Source organism: Polynucleobacter sp. JS-Mosq-20-D10 (assembly GCF_018687755.1).
GTDB lineage: Bacteria > Pseudomonadota > Gammaproteobacteria > Burkholderiales > Burkholderiaceae > Polynucleobacter.
This window is the reverse complement of the sequence record NZ_CP061305.1, coordinates 870320-884876: the sequence shown is the minus strand read 5'-3', so window position 1 is coordinate 884876 and position 14557 is coordinate 870320. Positions and strand designations below refer to the sequence as shown.

Annotated in this window: 14 protein-coding genes and 1 pseudogene; 4 read left to right on the top strand and 11 right to left on the bottom strand. The window is 42.1% G+C overall.

Annotated features, from left to right (window positions below):
- Nucleotides 1–12: 12 nt before the first annotated feature.
- The 6 genes from FD967_RS04555 to FD967_RS04530 all read right to left on the bottom strand — a co-directional run bounded on the left by FD967_RS04555 (nt 13) and on the right by FD967_RS04530 (nt 5884).
- On the bottom strand, nt 13–714 hold the full coding sequence (locus FD967_RS04555; protein ID WP_215326949.1) for a biotin-independent malonate decarboxylase subunit gamma: 702 nt from the start codon (nt 712–714) through the stop codon (nt 13–15).
- Nucleotides 707–1603 carry a biotin-independent malonate decarboxylase subunit beta gene (locus tag FD967_RS04550; protein ID WP_215326948.1) on the bottom strand — a complete coding sequence of 299 codons (897 nt, stop codon included), beginning with the start codon at nt 1601–1603 and terminating at the stop codon, nt 707–709. Before FD967_RS04550 ends, FD967_RS04555 begins: the two co-directional genes overlap by 8 nt.
- Nucleotides 1593–1919, bottom strand: coding sequence for a malonate decarboxylase acyl carrier protein (mdcC, locus tag FD967_RS04545; protein WP_215326947.1), 327 nt, complete (start codon nt 1917–1919; stop codon nt 1593–1595). The genes FD967_RS04550 and mdcC overlap by 11 nt, the downstream gene beginning before the upstream one ends.
- A 2-nt stretch (nt 1920–1921) precedes the next feature.
- Nucleotides 1922–3577, bottom strand: coding sequence for a malonate decarboxylase subunit alpha (gene mdcA / locus FD967_RS04540; protein WP_215326945.1), 1656 nt, complete (start codon nt 3575–3577; stop codon nt 1922–1924).
- Nucleotides 3578–3579: 2 nt separating this feature from the next.
- Nucleotides 3580–4563: a tripartite tricarboxylate transporter substrate binding protein gene (locus tag FD967_RS04535; protein ID WP_215326944.1), complete on the bottom strand. Its 984-nt coding sequence runs from the start codon at nt 4561–4563 to the stop codon at nt 3580–3582.
- A gap of 154 nt (nt 4564–4717) precedes the next feature.
- Entirely contained in the window at nt 4718–5884 is a 1167-nt protein-coding gene (locus FD967_RS04530; RefSeq protein ID WP_215326943.1) for an MFS transporter, read from the bottom strand.
- A 476-nt stretch (nt 5885–6360) separates the two neighbouring features.
- Between FD967_RS04530 and FD967_RS04525 the strand changes: the two genes are divergently transcribed.
- From FD967_RS04525 to FD967_RS04515, 3 genes are all read left to right on the top strand, one after another.
- A complete protein-coding gene (locus tag FD967_RS04525; protein ID WP_215326942.1) occupies nt 6361–7353 on the top strand; it encodes a tripartite tricarboxylate transporter substrate binding protein in 993 nt (330 codons plus the stop codon).
- Nucleotides 7354–7355: 2 nt separating this feature from the next.
- Nucleotides 7356–7769: a hypothetical protein gene (locus tag FD967_RS04520; protein WP_215326941.1), complete on the top strand. Its 414-nt coding sequence runs from the start codon at nt 7356–7358 to the stop codon at nt 7767–7769.
- A 391-nt stretch (nt 7770–8160) separates the two neighbouring features.
- Nucleotides 8161–9315, top strand: a complete 1155-nt coding sequence (locus FD967_RS04515) for a beta-propeller fold lactonase family protein (protein ID WP_215326940.1) — start codon at nt 8161–8163, stop codon at nt 9313–9315.
- 215 nt (nt 9316–9530) lie between these two features.
- Here FD967_RS04515 and FD967_RS04510 read toward each other — a convergent pair whose 3' ends face one another.
- The 5 genes and pseudogenes from FD967_RS04510 to FD967_RS04490 all read right to left on the bottom strand — a co-directional run bounded on the left by FD967_RS04510 (nt 9531) and on the right by FD967_RS04490 (nt 13493).
- Nucleotides 9531–9737 (bottom strand): hypothetical protein, encoded by a 207-nt coding sequence (locus FD967_RS04510; RefSeq protein WP_215326939.1) that lies wholly within the window; start codon nt 9735–9737, stop codon nt 9531–9533.
- Nucleotides 9738–9933: 196 nt separating this feature from the next.
- Complete coding sequence (gene cynS, locus FD967_RS04505) at nt 9934–10377, bottom strand: cyanase (protein ID WP_215327169.1); 444 nt, start codon at nt 10375–10377, stop codon at nt 9934–9936.
- A gap of 24 nt (nt 10378–10401) precedes the next feature.
- Entirely contained in the window at nt 10402–11268 is an 867-nt protein-coding gene (locus FD967_RS04500; protein WP_215326938.1) for an ABC transporter ATP-binding protein, read from the bottom strand.
- Nucleotides 11258–12118: a nitrate ABC transporter permease gene (gene ntrB / locus FD967_RS04495; RefSeq protein WP_215326937.1), complete on the bottom strand. Its 861-nt coding sequence runs from the start codon at nt 12116–12118 to the stop codon at nt 11258–11260. The genes FD967_RS04500 and ntrB overlap by 11 nt, the downstream gene beginning before the upstream one ends.
- 14 nt (nt 12119–12132) lie before the next feature.
- Nucleotides 12133–13493 (bottom strand): annotated as a pseudogene (locus FD967_RS04490) (CmpA/NrtA family ABC transporter substrate-binding protein).
- Between the two features lie 330 nt (nt 13494–13823).
- On the opposite strand from FD967_RS04490, the gene FD967_RS04485 reads away from it, so the two are divergent.
- Complete coding sequence (locus FD967_RS04485; protein WP_215326936.1) at nt 13824–14291, top strand: nuclear transport factor 2 family protein; 468 nt, start codon at nt 13824–13826, stop codon at nt 14289–14291.
- The last annotated feature ends 266 nt before the right edge of the window (nt 14292–14557 follow it).

Here is a 14557-nt window from a genome sequence, read left to right as displayed (position 1 = left end):
TCAAACTGTTCATCAAGCTTTAATAATTGATTCAATAATAGTGTGGGCCATACTCCTCCCGCCCCTTTCATGCCCCAGTTTTGCCCTGTTATCAATCGTTGATTTGTTGCGAATTGCGCCCTCAACCAAAGACGCCAAATGGGCATCATCGCTATTCTCTAGCGCTCCAAGTGCCACGTAATTTTCTACTCCAGGCCCAAAGATAGAGGAGCTTTTACATAATTCCTGCAATCTCTCTAATGGGATTTGTGTAATTCGCGACATTGCTGGTAAGGCCATAACCCGAATCTGCGCATCTGAGAGAGCAAAGGACTGGTCGGCAATCATCCCCAGCGCAAGATATCCTCCGCTAACAGCTTCGTTGTAAATAATGCTGATGATTCTATGACCCCGGTCTCTAGCCAACTCAAAACATTTGGAGAGATGGGAGAGGTATCCCGCATTACCTAGCAGTTCATCTCGGCGCGATAACTGTTGACCTTGGGTATCGACCAAGATAATGATTGCTGTCCCAGGAGAGTGCTGCACTATATCCAGAACTTTGCTTGCTAATTCAAAAGCTAAGTCAACACCTATTGCTGCTTGATTGACTGTGCCAATCAAAGCAACGTCTCCCTGGGAAGTTTTTGCTGTGCCTGACACCAAATCACCATGGATAGAAATCTTATAGCCCAAAGGAAAAACTTTGGTACAAATTTGATTGATCTTATCCATTTTCGCGCACTTGATTTGCAATCTTCATAAAAGCATCGAAATCTAAAGAAGGAATCTCTTCAGGATTTGGGATACCCAAATCCCTCCATATATCCATTGCATCCTCAGCCTTGCCATATTTTCTCAAGCGTTCACCTAAATGTTGATGCTCAGCCATTACAGTATCGAAGTTTATAGGAATCGGTTTATTGAAATACTGCATCAGAGCATTGCGAATATCTTGGATTTCATCCTTAACAAAGGTTTGCGCCTCATTTATTAAGTATCGGTGCTTTCCTCCCATGGTTCGCCAAACTAGCGCACGATCTCTAGCATCAAATTCTTCAACCCCTTTTTGTGACTCAATCACTTCAGGCCCAGAAACCGATAGGCGCCCTTCCTCTGTAATGACAATATAGTCACAGCAACGAGAAATAATGCCAATGCCTCCGTAGACACCATTTGCTCCAGCTGAAACAACAATGAGAGGCACGCCAGCTTTGCGCGCATTAAACATAGCCCTTTGAATTTCAGAAATTGCTATTAGCCCTGCATTTGCTTCGTGTAAGCGAACTCCCCCAGTGTCAAACAACAAAACTACTGCTGCTGGCTTATGAAGTGCAGCTCGCTCGAGAAGCCCTGTTAACTTAGCGCCATGCACTTCCCCTACGGCACCGCCCATAAAACCGGGTTCTTGGGCGGCGATATAGATATTTTGACCGCCAATAGCACCTTCACCAATAATGACTCCATCATCAAATGAAACTGGCATACCCAAGCTTTTTAAGTGCGGGCTAAATACCCTTTCTGACGGAGGCAAATACTCTTGAAATGTATCAGCGTCCAATACCGCTAGTACTCGCTGGCGAGCAGTGGATTCTCTAATGCCAACTGTATTTTCAATCCTCATATTGAGCCCTCCACTGCTGTGCTGCTTGCATCAATCTCAGCTGCACTACTGCAGGCGTTGCACCACCATCATTAATAGTAATGAGGGTATTGGAAAATTGTTGTTGGTCAGAAAAATCTCTCAGGACGGCTTGCCATGTATTAGCAAATCCACTCACTGAAGTTTCAACAATAAATCTACTTTTTCCATTGAGGTCGGCATCCTCTAATAGAATTTCTAAATTACCCGATCCCACAACTCCAACAATAATTGGGGTTATGTTTTTTCGCACTCTGAGAATATTCCATGGGCCAAACTCATAGCTTAATGATTCCATTTTTACCAATTCCTAAATCGTTTAGGGGGTTTGTACAAACCATCAGACCAGCTCACCAAATCTTTGATTGAACGGGCGGCCAATAAATTTCTAGTTGCCATGCGCGGATCAATCCCTAATTCCTGTGGGCGCTGAATAATGCCCCTTGCAATGAGAGATTCCACTTGATCCCTATTGCGCTTGAGGCCTGCCGGCGTGTATCCAGCAACACCACGAATAGCCTGCTCTCTTTCTTGAAGATTTTTACATTTATGAAGATGGGCAATGCCCTCTTCGGTCACAAGGTGCGTAATGTCATCTCCATAGACCATCACAGGCGGTAAATCTAACTGAAAATCCTCCATCAGCTGCCAAGCATCTAAGCGCTCGACGAAAGTGGGCTGCATTTTCTCCTTAAATGTCTCCACTATCTGCACTACCAGCTTTCTACCGCGAGGCATAGTTGCATTCTCTGGCTTCATGCTTTCTTTACCAGCCATCAACCAAGCCTTACTCGAGTGTCTTCTCGCTCTTGAATCAGAGCCAAAATTCGGGGCGCCTCCAAAACCAGCGATTCGATTCAGTGTTGCCGTTGATGAGTTGCCCTCAATATCAATCTGTAAAGTTGAGCCAATAAATAAATCAGCATAGTGGCCTGCTAGCTGACAAAAAGCACGATTTGATCGCATTGAGCCATCCGGCCCATTAAAGAAAATATCGGGACGAGCTGTAATGTAATCCTCCATTCCCAACTCAGAGCCTGCACAATGAATATTCTTAATAAAGCCTGACTCAATTGCTGGAATTAATGTTGGACAGGGATTAACACTCATATATTCACAGATCTTGCCCCTCAATCCAAGTGATTCCGCATAGGTTGGCAATATCAATTCAATTGCAGCAGTATCAAAACCAATACCATGATTTAAGCGATTAATTCCATATGGCTCATAGATGCCCTTAATAACCATCATGGCCATTAAAATTTGTACTTCTGTGATTAAAGCAGGATCACGTGTAAAGATAGGCTCTATGTAATGAGGTCTCGGGGCCTGAACTACAAAAGATACCCAATCACATGGAATATCAATTCTCGGAATTTCATCAACCAATTCATTTACCTGAACGATCACCAATCCATTTTTAAATGCTGTAGCTTCAACGATAGGTGGCGTATCTTCTGTATTGAATCCGGTATACACATTACCGTGCTTATCAGCACTTTGTGCTGCAATGATTGATACTCTAGGTGTCAGATCTACGAAATATCGACTATATAACTCAAGGTATGTATGAATCGCACCGACTTCAACAATATTTTCCTTGATTAGACGTCCGAGACGAATACCCTGCTCACCTGAATAGCAAAAATCAAGTTTTTTAGCGATCCCCTTTTCAAAAATATCCAAGTGAGTTGCTAGTGCAATATTGGATTGCACAATGTGCAGGCCATTAATCTTGCCAGGGTCTACGAGTGTTAACTGCTCCGAGAGGAAATCTGCATGCTTTTGGTTATTACCCTCAACGCATACCTTATCGCCTGACTCAATGACAGCCTCAAAAAGGCGAACTACATCATCATTGCGAACGATCTTAGAATCCGTAATGTGGTTTGCCCGCTCTAGGCGACTACGCTTATTTCGTAGTAAGGTATCCCACAGCTTTTCTTCCACCAACATGCTTAGGTATCCAGAGTTATCTTCGCTTCACGAATTAATGAGCCCCATTTACGATAATCATCCTGAATGAGTGCCAAAATTTCTGTAGGAGTTTTGTACACAATCTCGTCATTGCCGAGTTTCTTTAATTCTCCAACAACCGATTGATCCCCAATCATTGTTTTAAAATCTGCTTGTAATTTACTGGCTACAGTTGGCGGTAACTTTGTCGGACCCATCACCATAAAGCGTAGCACTGCCTCATAACCTTTTAGACCCTGCTCCGCAATGGTGGGAACATTGGGCAATGATGCTGATCTCGCTAATGAAGTGACGCCAAGTGCGCGAGCTTTGCCTGCAGAAATCATTTGCAGTGCAGGGCCAATAGTTGCAAACATCATTGGCACTTGTCCACCAATGAGATCAGTTAGCGCAGGACCAGCGCCTTTATAAGGAACGTGCAGTATAGAAATACCGGCTTTAAACTTAAATAGTTCGCCAGCAAGATGATGAACGGATCCCACACCCGAGCTCGCGTAACTTAACTGCCCTGGTTTTGCTTTTGCCAGCGCAATCAACTCCTGAACATTTTTAACATCAAGCTCTGGATTGACTATTAATACCAAGCCTGTAGTACATACGTAAGATAAGGGTGTGAAATCAGTCAGCGGATCATAGCCAACCTTACGTAAATTTGGCGCTATACAGAGAGGACCTGTATCAACTAGTCCAAGCGTATAGCCATCTGGATTCGACTTTGCTACAAATTCTGCACCAATAGATGCTCCTGCACCTGGCTTGTAATCGATAATCACTGTTTGCTTGATAATCTGTTCAAACGGTCTCGTAATGATCCTGGCAGTTGCATCACTTGCACCTCCAGTGGTGTAGCCCAAAACTAATTTGATCGACCTATCTGGCCATCCTTGACTCCAGGAGCTCAAAGAATTGAAGCCAGCAGCAAGTCCCAATAGAAGCTTGATAACACCTCTTCTCTTTATCTCCATCATCATCTCCGTTTTTTAGCATCTAGTATGTTACTAATATACTAAAGAAATGTTAGGTTTGATCTAGATGAAAACTAAGGTTTTACCCTGACTTCTGCTCAGCATCAAAAAAGGTTTTGGCCCAATAAATAGGCTGGAAGCGAGGTCAAAGAGCCTAGTTTGCTCTGTTTTCTTTAGGAAAAATAATTGCGCCAATGACCGTAAGTAAACTCAGTCCAGCAATCGCCTTGAGCATCAAATCAAAACCGCCTTGGTTATACAGAATAGAAACCAATCCTACGGACAGTCCTGCAGCAGTAAAGCCTAAAAAGTATCTTGCCGCATAGGCGCGACCTCTCCACTCATCAGCCGTATATTTCCCAAGCATCGTATCGTTAACTGTTACCTGCCCAAAGATACCCACAATAAATACAATTGCCAAAACAATTAACCCATAATCACTCATTGTTGAAGCCAAATAAATTGTTGGAACAATCACAATGGCTAGAGGTAAGAATATATTTTTAAGAGAGTGCTTATCTAGTAAGTTTCCAATAATGTATTGAGCAAGGGCACCAGACAGGTAAACAAAAAAAGTGATACTTCCCAAAGCCGCCGTATTAGTGGTTAAACCTGACAGTCTCTCTTGAAACAGTTTTGGCAAAGCGACAGTAATAGTATTAAAGGCTATAGAACTAGCAATGACGGTTATTACAAGTGATGCCATGACCCAGATCATTACTGACTTTGATACCCGAGCAGGACTTACTGACGATTTTGTAATGATTAGATCAACTGAACTTGGAATATTTCGTAAATATGAAATACCAATAACAAGACAGACGATTGCGGGCGCTAGGAACGCAATACGCCATCCCAAGTATTGAGTGATAACGCCGGTGATGAGGGCTGAAGAGGCAACGCCAGCATTTCCCCAAACACCATTAATGCCAATTTCTTTTCCCAATTTTTCAGCATGAGCTACCAGCATCGAAGTTCCAACTGGATGGTAGATAGAGGCTATTATGCCAATCAATAAAAGCATGATGCCTAATTGAAGTGGTGTTTGAATAAAAGAAACACCTAGAAGAGTCAACCCCATACCGAAAAAGAAAATAGCCATCATGTTACGACGACTCCATTTATCACCTAGCCAACCTGTGAATAATGATCCAGCCCCAAAAGCAATAAATCCAGGGGTAGCGTAAGGAAGTAATTCTCCATACTTCATGTTAAAAGTGGGAGCAATAACAATCACCGCTGCCGCAAAGATCAGCATGGCGTAATGATCTATAAAGTGGGCTATATTGATGTAGGCAATAATCTTTTTAGTTTGGCTCATATCTCAAATATTAACAATTAAAAGTCTAAGAGCGGTGTATTTATCGTTTTCAACGATATGACCAACACATGAGCAGTCATTACCGGTCAAGGTTTATTGGACGTAATATGAAATTTAGCCTGCCCAGCACGATTCGAACGTGCGATCTACCTATTAGAAGAATTCGTGGCTGCCAGAATATCTATATATTTTAGTTAGTTACAGCGTAAAAAATGGCACTGTGTAATAAATAGTCTAATGCATAAGGGTTGTTTAATCTCGTTGCTCAAAACCGTTTTTATGAACAAGTTTGAAGTTCTATTGCTTGATTCTTATAAGGCCCTAATAAGGCTTTCTTAATTATCTTAAAAATATTGAAATCAAATATGATCCATAAAAAAATGTTTTACATACTTTACCCAAAAGATAGGAGCTAGTATTCTAGGGTTCAAGATTTAAATGCTAGTCTTATATAAAAAAATTAATAGGGACAAAAGATGCCTCAACTTCAATTCAAAATCTTTCTAAAGCTATCCGCTTTAATCATCACCTTTTGTGCTGCAAGCTTTTCTTTCTCGCAAACTGCAGATACTTACCCCAAAGGATCAATTAAAATTGTTGTCCCCTACTCCGCTGGCGCAGTAACCGATGCACTTGGTCGCATCATTGCCATGGGGCTGAGCGAAAGTCTTGGCGTAAGCGTCATAGTTGAAAATAAAGTAGGCGCTGGTGGCACAATAGGTACAGAACAAGTGGCCTTCTCTCCGCCCGATGGATACACCTTACTTTTGGGAGCGACCGGCCCTATTTCAGTAGGCAAAGCGCTTTATCCCCAACTTCGCTACGATCCTGCAAAAGACTTAACACCGCTTGCAGTCATCACCCGCGTACCGTTTGTAGTCGTGGTGCATCCAGATCAGCCATATAAAAATATAGCGGACCTCATTTCTGCCGCCAAAGCAAAACCAAACACCATAGCCTATGGCTCTGCAGGAAATGGAACTCCTCAACATATTATTGGCGAGATGTTTAAGCAATCAGCCAATGTACAACTAATGCACGTACCATATAAAGGCTCCGCTCCAGCAACCACCGATCTTCTTGGAAATCAAGTTCCGCTGATGTTTGATAATCCTGGTCCCCTAATGCAACATATCCGCAGCGGTAAATTACGTGTTCTAGCTCAAACCGGTGATCGCCGCTCCGCGGCATTACCAGATACGCCAACCATGCGTGAAGTAGGTGTTGCTGGGCTAGTTGCAGCACCTTGGTACGGGATTATGGGCCCAGGAAATATGCCTCCAGCAATCGCTGAAAAACTCAACAAAGAAATCAATGCCGTTCTACGTCGTCCTGACGTCATAACACGCATGCAAGAAATGGGATTGATAGCAACACCGATGTCATTAGTGGAGGCAAAGCAATTTTTAACTAATGAAGCAAAAGTTTGGGGTGATGCTACGCGTAAATCAAATGCTACTATCGATTAAAAATGCCCCACATCACTATTGAATCCCCATCAGTTCTTACAAAAAAAATTAATTGGAAAGATTTTTTCCAAAAATTGCACATCAGATTATCTAATGCTGGGTACGGCCGCTTAGATGACTTCAAGGGTCGCGTAATTAATCTGGATTGCTGGCAAGTTGCCGATAAAAATGAAGATGCACTATTTTTATTTGCCACACTTGAAACAATGAATCCTCGAACCCCTGAGATTATTAGATCAATGGGGGCTGTAATTACAGAGGAGCTAGAGATCGTTGCAAATGGAATTGCAAATGGTCGTTGGCTGCAAGTCTGCGTTAGAGTTGGAGGAACCCCAGTTGAAGACTATTTTAAAATCCACATAAACGCTCCAGATCTTAAGCCGGGTAACTTCAAGATTGGAGAATCCATTCGGTAAATTAGTGTTTATTTCATAACCTACAAATCAAACTGTGTAATTAACTAATACAGTCGACTAGGTGATATTTCCGATTGTATTGCTTAAGGTTTTTGGCCTACCCAGCAAGTGCTCGAAAGTCTATATATATCAATAGCCGACGGTGTAAAAATGGCGCTGTGTAATGAACTGTGCAACCCCGTTTGAAGGATTTAGCTTACTTCTAGCTCCTTTTGTCGGCCCCACATCTTTTTAAGATACCGGAGGATGTTGTCAATATCGTATTAGATGCTTAAGCGATTGGCACTATTGGCGTATTTGCTGTAAAAGGTATGGAAGATACCAATACAGCAATGGCTGACATAGCCACTATCATTAATGATTAAAAAGTAACTATAAAAATGGAGGCAGCATGAATAAAAAATCGATCTTTAGAAACCTAGCAATAGCCGTAACAGGTTTAGGAGTTGCAACAAGTGCATATTGTGGTACCTATGTTTATATCTCCAATATTGATGATGCCGATATAACAGCCTATGAACTAACGACTGGACTAACTCCACACTTAACTTCAGTAGGCCGCTTTCCTGCCAATAAATTTGTAATGCCGATGACTGTTTCACCCGATGGCAAAAATTTGTACGCTTCTGTTCGATCTAAACCGTTTTCCCTATACATGTATCAAATCGATCAAACTAACGGACAACTTAAATGGACAGGCGCAATTCCTTTGCCTGATAGCATGGTCTACGTATCCACTGATAAAACGGGTAAATGGTTATTAGCGACTTCTTTTGGCGGCCATAACAACAGCGTCAACCAAATTCAAGCAAATGGTTACGTTAATCCAGTCCCAGCAGAAGCATTTATGAGTGGCGGGAAAAATCCCCATGCAATCGTTTTTGATCAGACTAATAAGTTTGTATATGTACCCCAGCTAGGTACAGACGAAATCAAAATCCACGCTTTTAATGACGCTCAACTAAAACCACTATCGGAAACATCAACATCCGTTTCACTCCAAAAACAGCAAGGGCCAAGGCACATTTTTATCTCGTCAGATAATAAATATGCTTATGTCATCACCGAGATGACAGGCGAAGTCATTGTCTTTTCAAGAGACATCAAAACAGGATCCTTAACTCAAATACAGGCTGCCTCAAGCCTTCCAAGCGATAGCAAACTTGTCCCTGGAAGACCAAGACCACCTACAGGATCGCCGGAAGCAACCGCTTTTGATGATTCAAATATGATCTTTAATGCTGAAATCAAATTGACACCTAACGGAAAATTTCTCTATACATCAGAGAGAACTAAGAGCACCTTAAGCGGTTTTGAAGTAAATTCTCAAACTGGAAAGGTGAAGTATTTATTCACCATTCCCACAGAGGAAATGCCAAGAGGATTTAACGTTGATCCTAGCGGACAGTTTTTAGTGGCTACCGGTCAAAAGTCAGACAAAGTCTCACTTTATTCCATAAACCAAGTCACTGGCGAACTCACTTTAATTGAAAGAGTTCCTGGAGGTAAAGGTGCTAACTGGGTCACTTTTGTAAAAACGAAGTGAAATTACATTTCCAAGCTAAGAGCCACCTTCGGGTGGCTTTTTTAAAGGACGCGTTGTTTGTTTCACCAATAGGAAATTTATATATTTATTGGGGTTGAAATAACTACGTAGTGAACTAGCAAAAAAGTGACTGTGCAATGCGATTTGGGGTCTTTAGCGCTCACAAAAATCAATTTAATAGTAATGATTCAAGCTATGTGCTCGATACGGACTTTCTAAAGCGAGAGAATCTTGATGCCAGTACTTAATACGCCATGTATAGCAAAGGCTGCAGTACTGACAACACAAGCCAAAACGGTAATGGCAGTAACTGTCACATAAAAGCTTGGCTTGTGGCGCACATGGGGGCCATCTTCCTTGTCTTGCATATCTTCCGTGTCTAGCTTATCAAACTTGTAATGCTTATTTGGTTTGTGTTGCATATTTAATCTCCTAATGCGCTCCCAAAGGGTTGATTTAGTTTATATAAGAACTGATACAGAGCTTAAGTTTTTTTGAGGTCGCTTCTAAGCCAATTTGATCCAATTTTGTGCATCATGTACCAATTAGATAAAGCTTTTGTGCCGATAAAAAGCTCCTGAATTTTCATTCAAGAGCTTTTGCCATTATGGACAGAAATTAGTAAGTCTTATAGGATAAATATTTACCAGAAAGAACTACCTGCACACGATCACCCTTTGGGTCTGGCTCTCGCTGTATATCCATAGAGAAATCAATTGCACTCATGATGCCATCACCAAACTCCTCATGAATAAGCTCTTTGATAGTGGTGCCATATACGCTCACAATTTCATACCAACGATAGATTAGCGGATCCGTTGGAACAGCTGTAGGCAAAGAACCCTTATAAGGAACAATCTGCAACCATGCCATTTCTTCATCGGTTAATTCGAATAACTTGCCAGCAGCCTCAGCCTGGGATTTAGTGAAAGTCATTTGACCTAAGCATCCAGCAGTAACCCACTCCTTTGATTCGCCAATAGCTTTCGCAATGTCACTCCACTTCATCCCCTTGCGCACTTTTGCCTCTATGATCTTTTGAGTAACTACAGAACGATCCATCATTTTTTCTCCTTGATAATTAATTTATTGAGTAATCGGTGTGTGAAGGCCGGGACATACCAGTACTGGCTGATAGCCATCTAGCCCTCCAGATGAACCTTTGACCTGTAAATCTTTTGAGCGGTTCACCAAAAAATCAACTAAGTGATTTCGCATTGGGTAATACATCGGATCGTGATGCAAACTTGCACGCTTACGATCCTTAGGTAAGGTATTGATTACGATTTCTGCAATACGAGCATTAGGTCCATTGCTCATCAACATGATTTTGTCTGAGAGCAAAATTGCCTCATCCACGTCATGCGTAATCATGAAGACAGTTTGCTTGGTCTCGCTACAAATTTTGAGTAGCTCATCCTGAATCACTCCGCGAGTGAGAGCATCTAGTGCGCCAAATGGCTCATCTAGTAAAAGCATTTTTGGCTCAATTGCGAAAGCCCTGGCAATTCCAACGCGTTGCTTCATACCACCAGATAACTCTGAAGGCTTCTTATTTTCAGCGTTGACCAAACCTACCATCTCTAGATATTTTTTAGAGTGCTCGGTAATTTTTACCTTAGTCCAGTCTGGATACTTTGACTTGACAGCGAAAGCAACGTTTTGCAGAACAGTCATCCAAGGCATCAATGCATGACCTTGAAATACAACCCCACGATCAAGGCTTGGTCCTTTAATTTCTCGGCCAAGCATATAGGCGTAACCACCAGTGGCATCTTCAAGACCAGCGAGAACATTTAAGATAGTTGTCTTGCCACAGCCTGAATGGCCGATGATGCAAACAAACTCTCCGCGCTCAATTTCAAAATTAATACCCTCGAATACTGGAGGAGCATCAATCTTGTATGACTTACTGAGAGCCTCAACCTTTAAAAATGAATTTTCAATCTGCATAGGAAACTACTTTCTGTAATCTTGCAAATGCCATATCTAAAATCATCCCAACAAGTCCAATCATCACAATCGCAAAAATAACGCTAGAGATAGATAAGTTATTCCATTCATTCCATAAGAAATAGCCAATTCCTGTGCCACCAACGAGCATTTCTGCTGCAACAATTACAAGCCAGGCAATACCCATTGAGATTCGCATGCCAGTCAAGATCGTTGGTGCAGCTGCCGGCAATATCACCAAGAAGGCTTTTCTCAAAGCGGAAACTTCTAAGGTTTTGGTGACATTCAATAATTCTTTGCGGACATTAGCAACACCAAACGCTGTATTCAATAACATTGGCCACACAGAGCAAATAAAGATAACAAAGATGCCAGAGATTGATGAATCCTTAATCGTATAAAGCGCTATTGGCATCCATGCCAAAGGAGAGATTGGTTTTAGGATTTGGATGAATGGATTAAATGCCTCGTATGCTAATGGCGACATCCCGATTAAGAAGCCAAAAGGGATGGCAACTAACATTGCAAGGAAAAATCCAAGGCCTACCCGAGCCAAGGAATAGGCAAGTTGAATACCAATCCCTTTATCGTTAGGGCCATTGTCATAAAAAGGGCTTGAGAGTTGCTTGTAAAAGGTTTCCCCCATCTGACTGAGTGTTGGAAACCCTGACTTTTCCACAGAAACTCCGCCACCCTGCCCCATCAGGGCTTGATACTCACTCGACCCTGTACTAGCTACCGGAGTTGAAACTACTTTTGGAGCGGTTGCAATATGCCAAAGCAATAATGCAAACACCAGAATTGCAACCGAAAGTATTGCTCCGCGAATCTTAATAGAAAGCTTATTCATTCCCTTATACTTTCTTACTGAAAAGATTTGAGATAGGCGGCAGGCTGACTTGGGTCAAACTCCTTACCCATGATCTTGTCTTTTTTGTAACCCGCTTTTGCTAAAGTCGGAATAGCAATGCCAGTCTCCCCCATGTACTTCTTAGCATCTGTCAACAAAAATACCTTTTCAGAAATATCTTTGTAGTTGACATCACCCTTTACGTATCCCCAACGCTGCATTTGGGTGAGCATCCAAGTAGCCATTGAGTACCAAGGGATTGGGTTGAAATCAATCCGGTCTGGGACATTTTGAACATTGCCAAGACCATCGGCAAATTTTCCAGTCAACACTTGCATCACAACCGTTTCAGGTTGATTTAAGTAGTTAGCTGGCGAAATCACTTTTGCAATAAGCGGTCTATTAGCTGGATCACGAGCCATCGTTGAGGCATTCAATACTGCACGATATAGCGCCGCAAAGGTAATTGGATTTTTCTTAATAAACTCTTCAGATGTTCCAAATGCGCAACAAGGATGTCCGTCCCAGATTTCCTTAGTTAGGATATGGATAAAGCCAACCTCGTCATAAACAGCGCGTTGATTAAACGGATCAGGCCCAAGGAATCCATCAATATTGCCAGCACGTAAGTTGGCCACCATTTCTGGTGGTGGCGTCACGCGAATTTGGATATCTCTATCAGGATCTAATCCAGCTTGAGCTACGTAATAGCGCAATAGGAAGTTATGCATCGAATATTCAAATGGAACAGCAAATTTCATTCCTTTCCATTTTTTTGGATCGCGATTATCTTTGTGCTTATTCGCCAAGGTAATAGCCTGGCCATTCACATTTTGAATGGTTGCTACGCGCATCTGACTGGGGTCGGAGCCCAATCCCATAGACATTGAAAGCGGCATTGGAGATAAAAAATGAGAGGCATCATGCTCTTTATTGAGCATCTTGTCTCGAATCAAAGCCCAACCAGCTGTCTTATTGAGAGTGACATTGAGCCCCTGCTTCTTATAAAAACCTAAAGGATCGGCCATGATCAGAGGGGTTGCACAGGTAATTGCAATAAATCCAATCTTTAAATCGGGTTTTTCTAGGGGGCTTTATCTTGGGCCATTGCTTGCAAAGCACCTACTGGCAAAAAGCCAGAAAGCGCACTCATTGCACCACCAGTTCCTACTGCCTTTAAGAATGCACGACGACGACTTTCTTGAGGAAACAAGGCCTTAACAAGACTTGCCTCAACAAAATCAGCACTCATTCTCTCCTCATCAACTTTCGCAGATAAATCAAGTGCATGCTCGGCATCAGATGCATGACGACCACAACTGCAACGACTGCTAAACAGCGGTCTATCAGGATCAAAGGGGCGATATGAATTCATTTACATCTCCTGGTGGTATTAGTGATGAAACATAAGCAAAAGCTGACACCTCATTTTTAACAAGCCAAAATAATGCATCGACTTAGCCATGCACCAAAACATAACTCGGGAAAATGATTAGCACCGAAATGGGGATTATTAAACTGAGATCGAAAAGAGCAAGAATAGGTCGTGAAACAGCATGCAACATGCCTGGCGCTCTAATTCAGCATTCAATGAATGCCCCAAAGTTGGGCGGCAGATGCAATTATTTTTCAAATTCTCAGATGTCAATAGTTATCCTAACCACCTTGCATTAACTTAAATACATCAGAAAGTAGAGTTAGCGCCATGGAGCAAAAATTACCCCTACCCCCATTTACTAAAGAATCAGCGATTCAAAAAATCCGCATGGCTGAAGACGCTTGGAATACGCGTGACCCAGAAAAAGTTGCGCTGGTCTATACAGAAGACACTATATGGCGTAATCGTGCTGAATTTCCCAAAGGTCGTGAGCGAGTGAAAGAGTTTCTTCGTCGCAAATGGTCCAAAGAATTGGAATACAGGCTAATAAAGGAACTATGGGCATTCACAGATAACCGTATCGCAGTTCGCTTCGCATATGAATGTCATGACGACTCAGGCAACTGGACAAGGAGCTTCGGGAATGAAAATTGGGAATTTAATGAGAATGGTTTCATGATGCGTCGGTTTGCGAGCATCAATGATTTACCAATTAAAGAATCTGATAGAAAATTCTTTTGGTCCCTAGGAAGAAGACCGGATGATCATCCCGCACTGAGCGATTTTGGTTTTTAATTTATGCATTAAAAAAGTCAGCCTGAACAAATGAAAATGCCCCCATAAGTAGGCTATTCCGAATCTTTAATGATCGGGGCAGATTTATTAGGGCCTTAGGCGAGCAACCTACGAACAAACCATTCAATGGACTAAAGCAGCACTGTAGCTACTGTATCCGTTAATATTTCTTGGGATTTTGGCCTGCCCAGCACGATTCGAACGTGCGACCTACGCCTTAGAAGCTTTAAAAATGAGGTTAAACAACACTAAAAACAATGCGTTTA

Bases quoted from the DNA above. Each gene is read 5' to 3' on its own strand.
- FD967_RS04555 (WP_215326949.1), bottom strand. From the start codon at position 714: ATGGATAAGATCAATCAAATTTGTACCAAAGTTTTTCCTTTGGGCTAT.
- FD967_RS04550 (WP_215326948.1), bottom strand. From the start codon at position 1,603: ATGAGGATTGAAAATACAGTTGGCATTAGAGAATCCACTGCTCGCCAG.
- mdcC (WP_215326947.1), bottom strand. From the start codon at position 1,919: ATGGAATCATTAAGCTATGAGTTTGGCCCATGGAATATTCTCAGAGTG.
- mdcA (WP_215326945.1), bottom strand. From the start codon at position 3,577: ATGTTGGTGGAAGAAAAGCTGTGGGATACCTTACTACGAAATAAGCGT.
- FD967_RS04535 (WP_215326944.1), bottom strand. From the start codon at position 4,563: ATGGAGATAAAGAGAAGAGGTGTTATCAAGCTTCTATTGGGACTTGCT.
- FD967_RS04530 (WP_215326943.1), bottom strand. From the start codon at position 5,884: ATGAGCCAAACTAAAAAGATTATTGCCTACATCAATATAGCCCACTTT.
- FD967_RS04525 (WP_215326942.1), top strand. From the start codon at position 6,361: ATGCCTCAACTTCAATTCAAAATCTTTCTAAAGCTATCCGCTTTAATC.
- FD967_RS04520 (WP_215326941.1), top strand. From the start codon at position 7,356: ATGCCCCACATCACTATTGAATCCCCATCAGTTCTTACAAAAAAAATT.
- FD967_RS04515 (WP_215326940.1), top strand. From the start codon at position 8,161: ATGAATAAAAAATCGATCTTTAGAAACCTAGCAATAGCCGTAACAGGT.
- FD967_RS04510 (WP_215326939.1), bottom strand. From the start codon at position 9,737: ATGCAACACAAACCAAATAAGCATTACAAGTTTGATAAGCTAGACACG.
- cynS (WP_215327169.1), bottom strand. From the start codon at position 10,377: ATGGATCGTTCTGTAGTTACTCAAAAGATCATAGAGGCAAAAGTGCGC.
- FD967_RS04500 (WP_215326938.1), bottom strand. From the start codon at position 11,268: ATGCAGATTGAAAATTCATTTTTAAAGGTTGAGGCTCTCAGTAAGTCA.
- ntrB (WP_215326937.1), bottom strand. From the start codon at position 12,118: ATGAATAAGCTTTCTATTAAGATTCGCGGAGCAATACTTTCGGTTGCA.
- FD967_RS04485 (WP_215326936.1), top strand. From the start codon at position 13,824: ATGGAGCAAAAATTACCCCTACCCCCATTTACTAAAGAATCAGCGATT.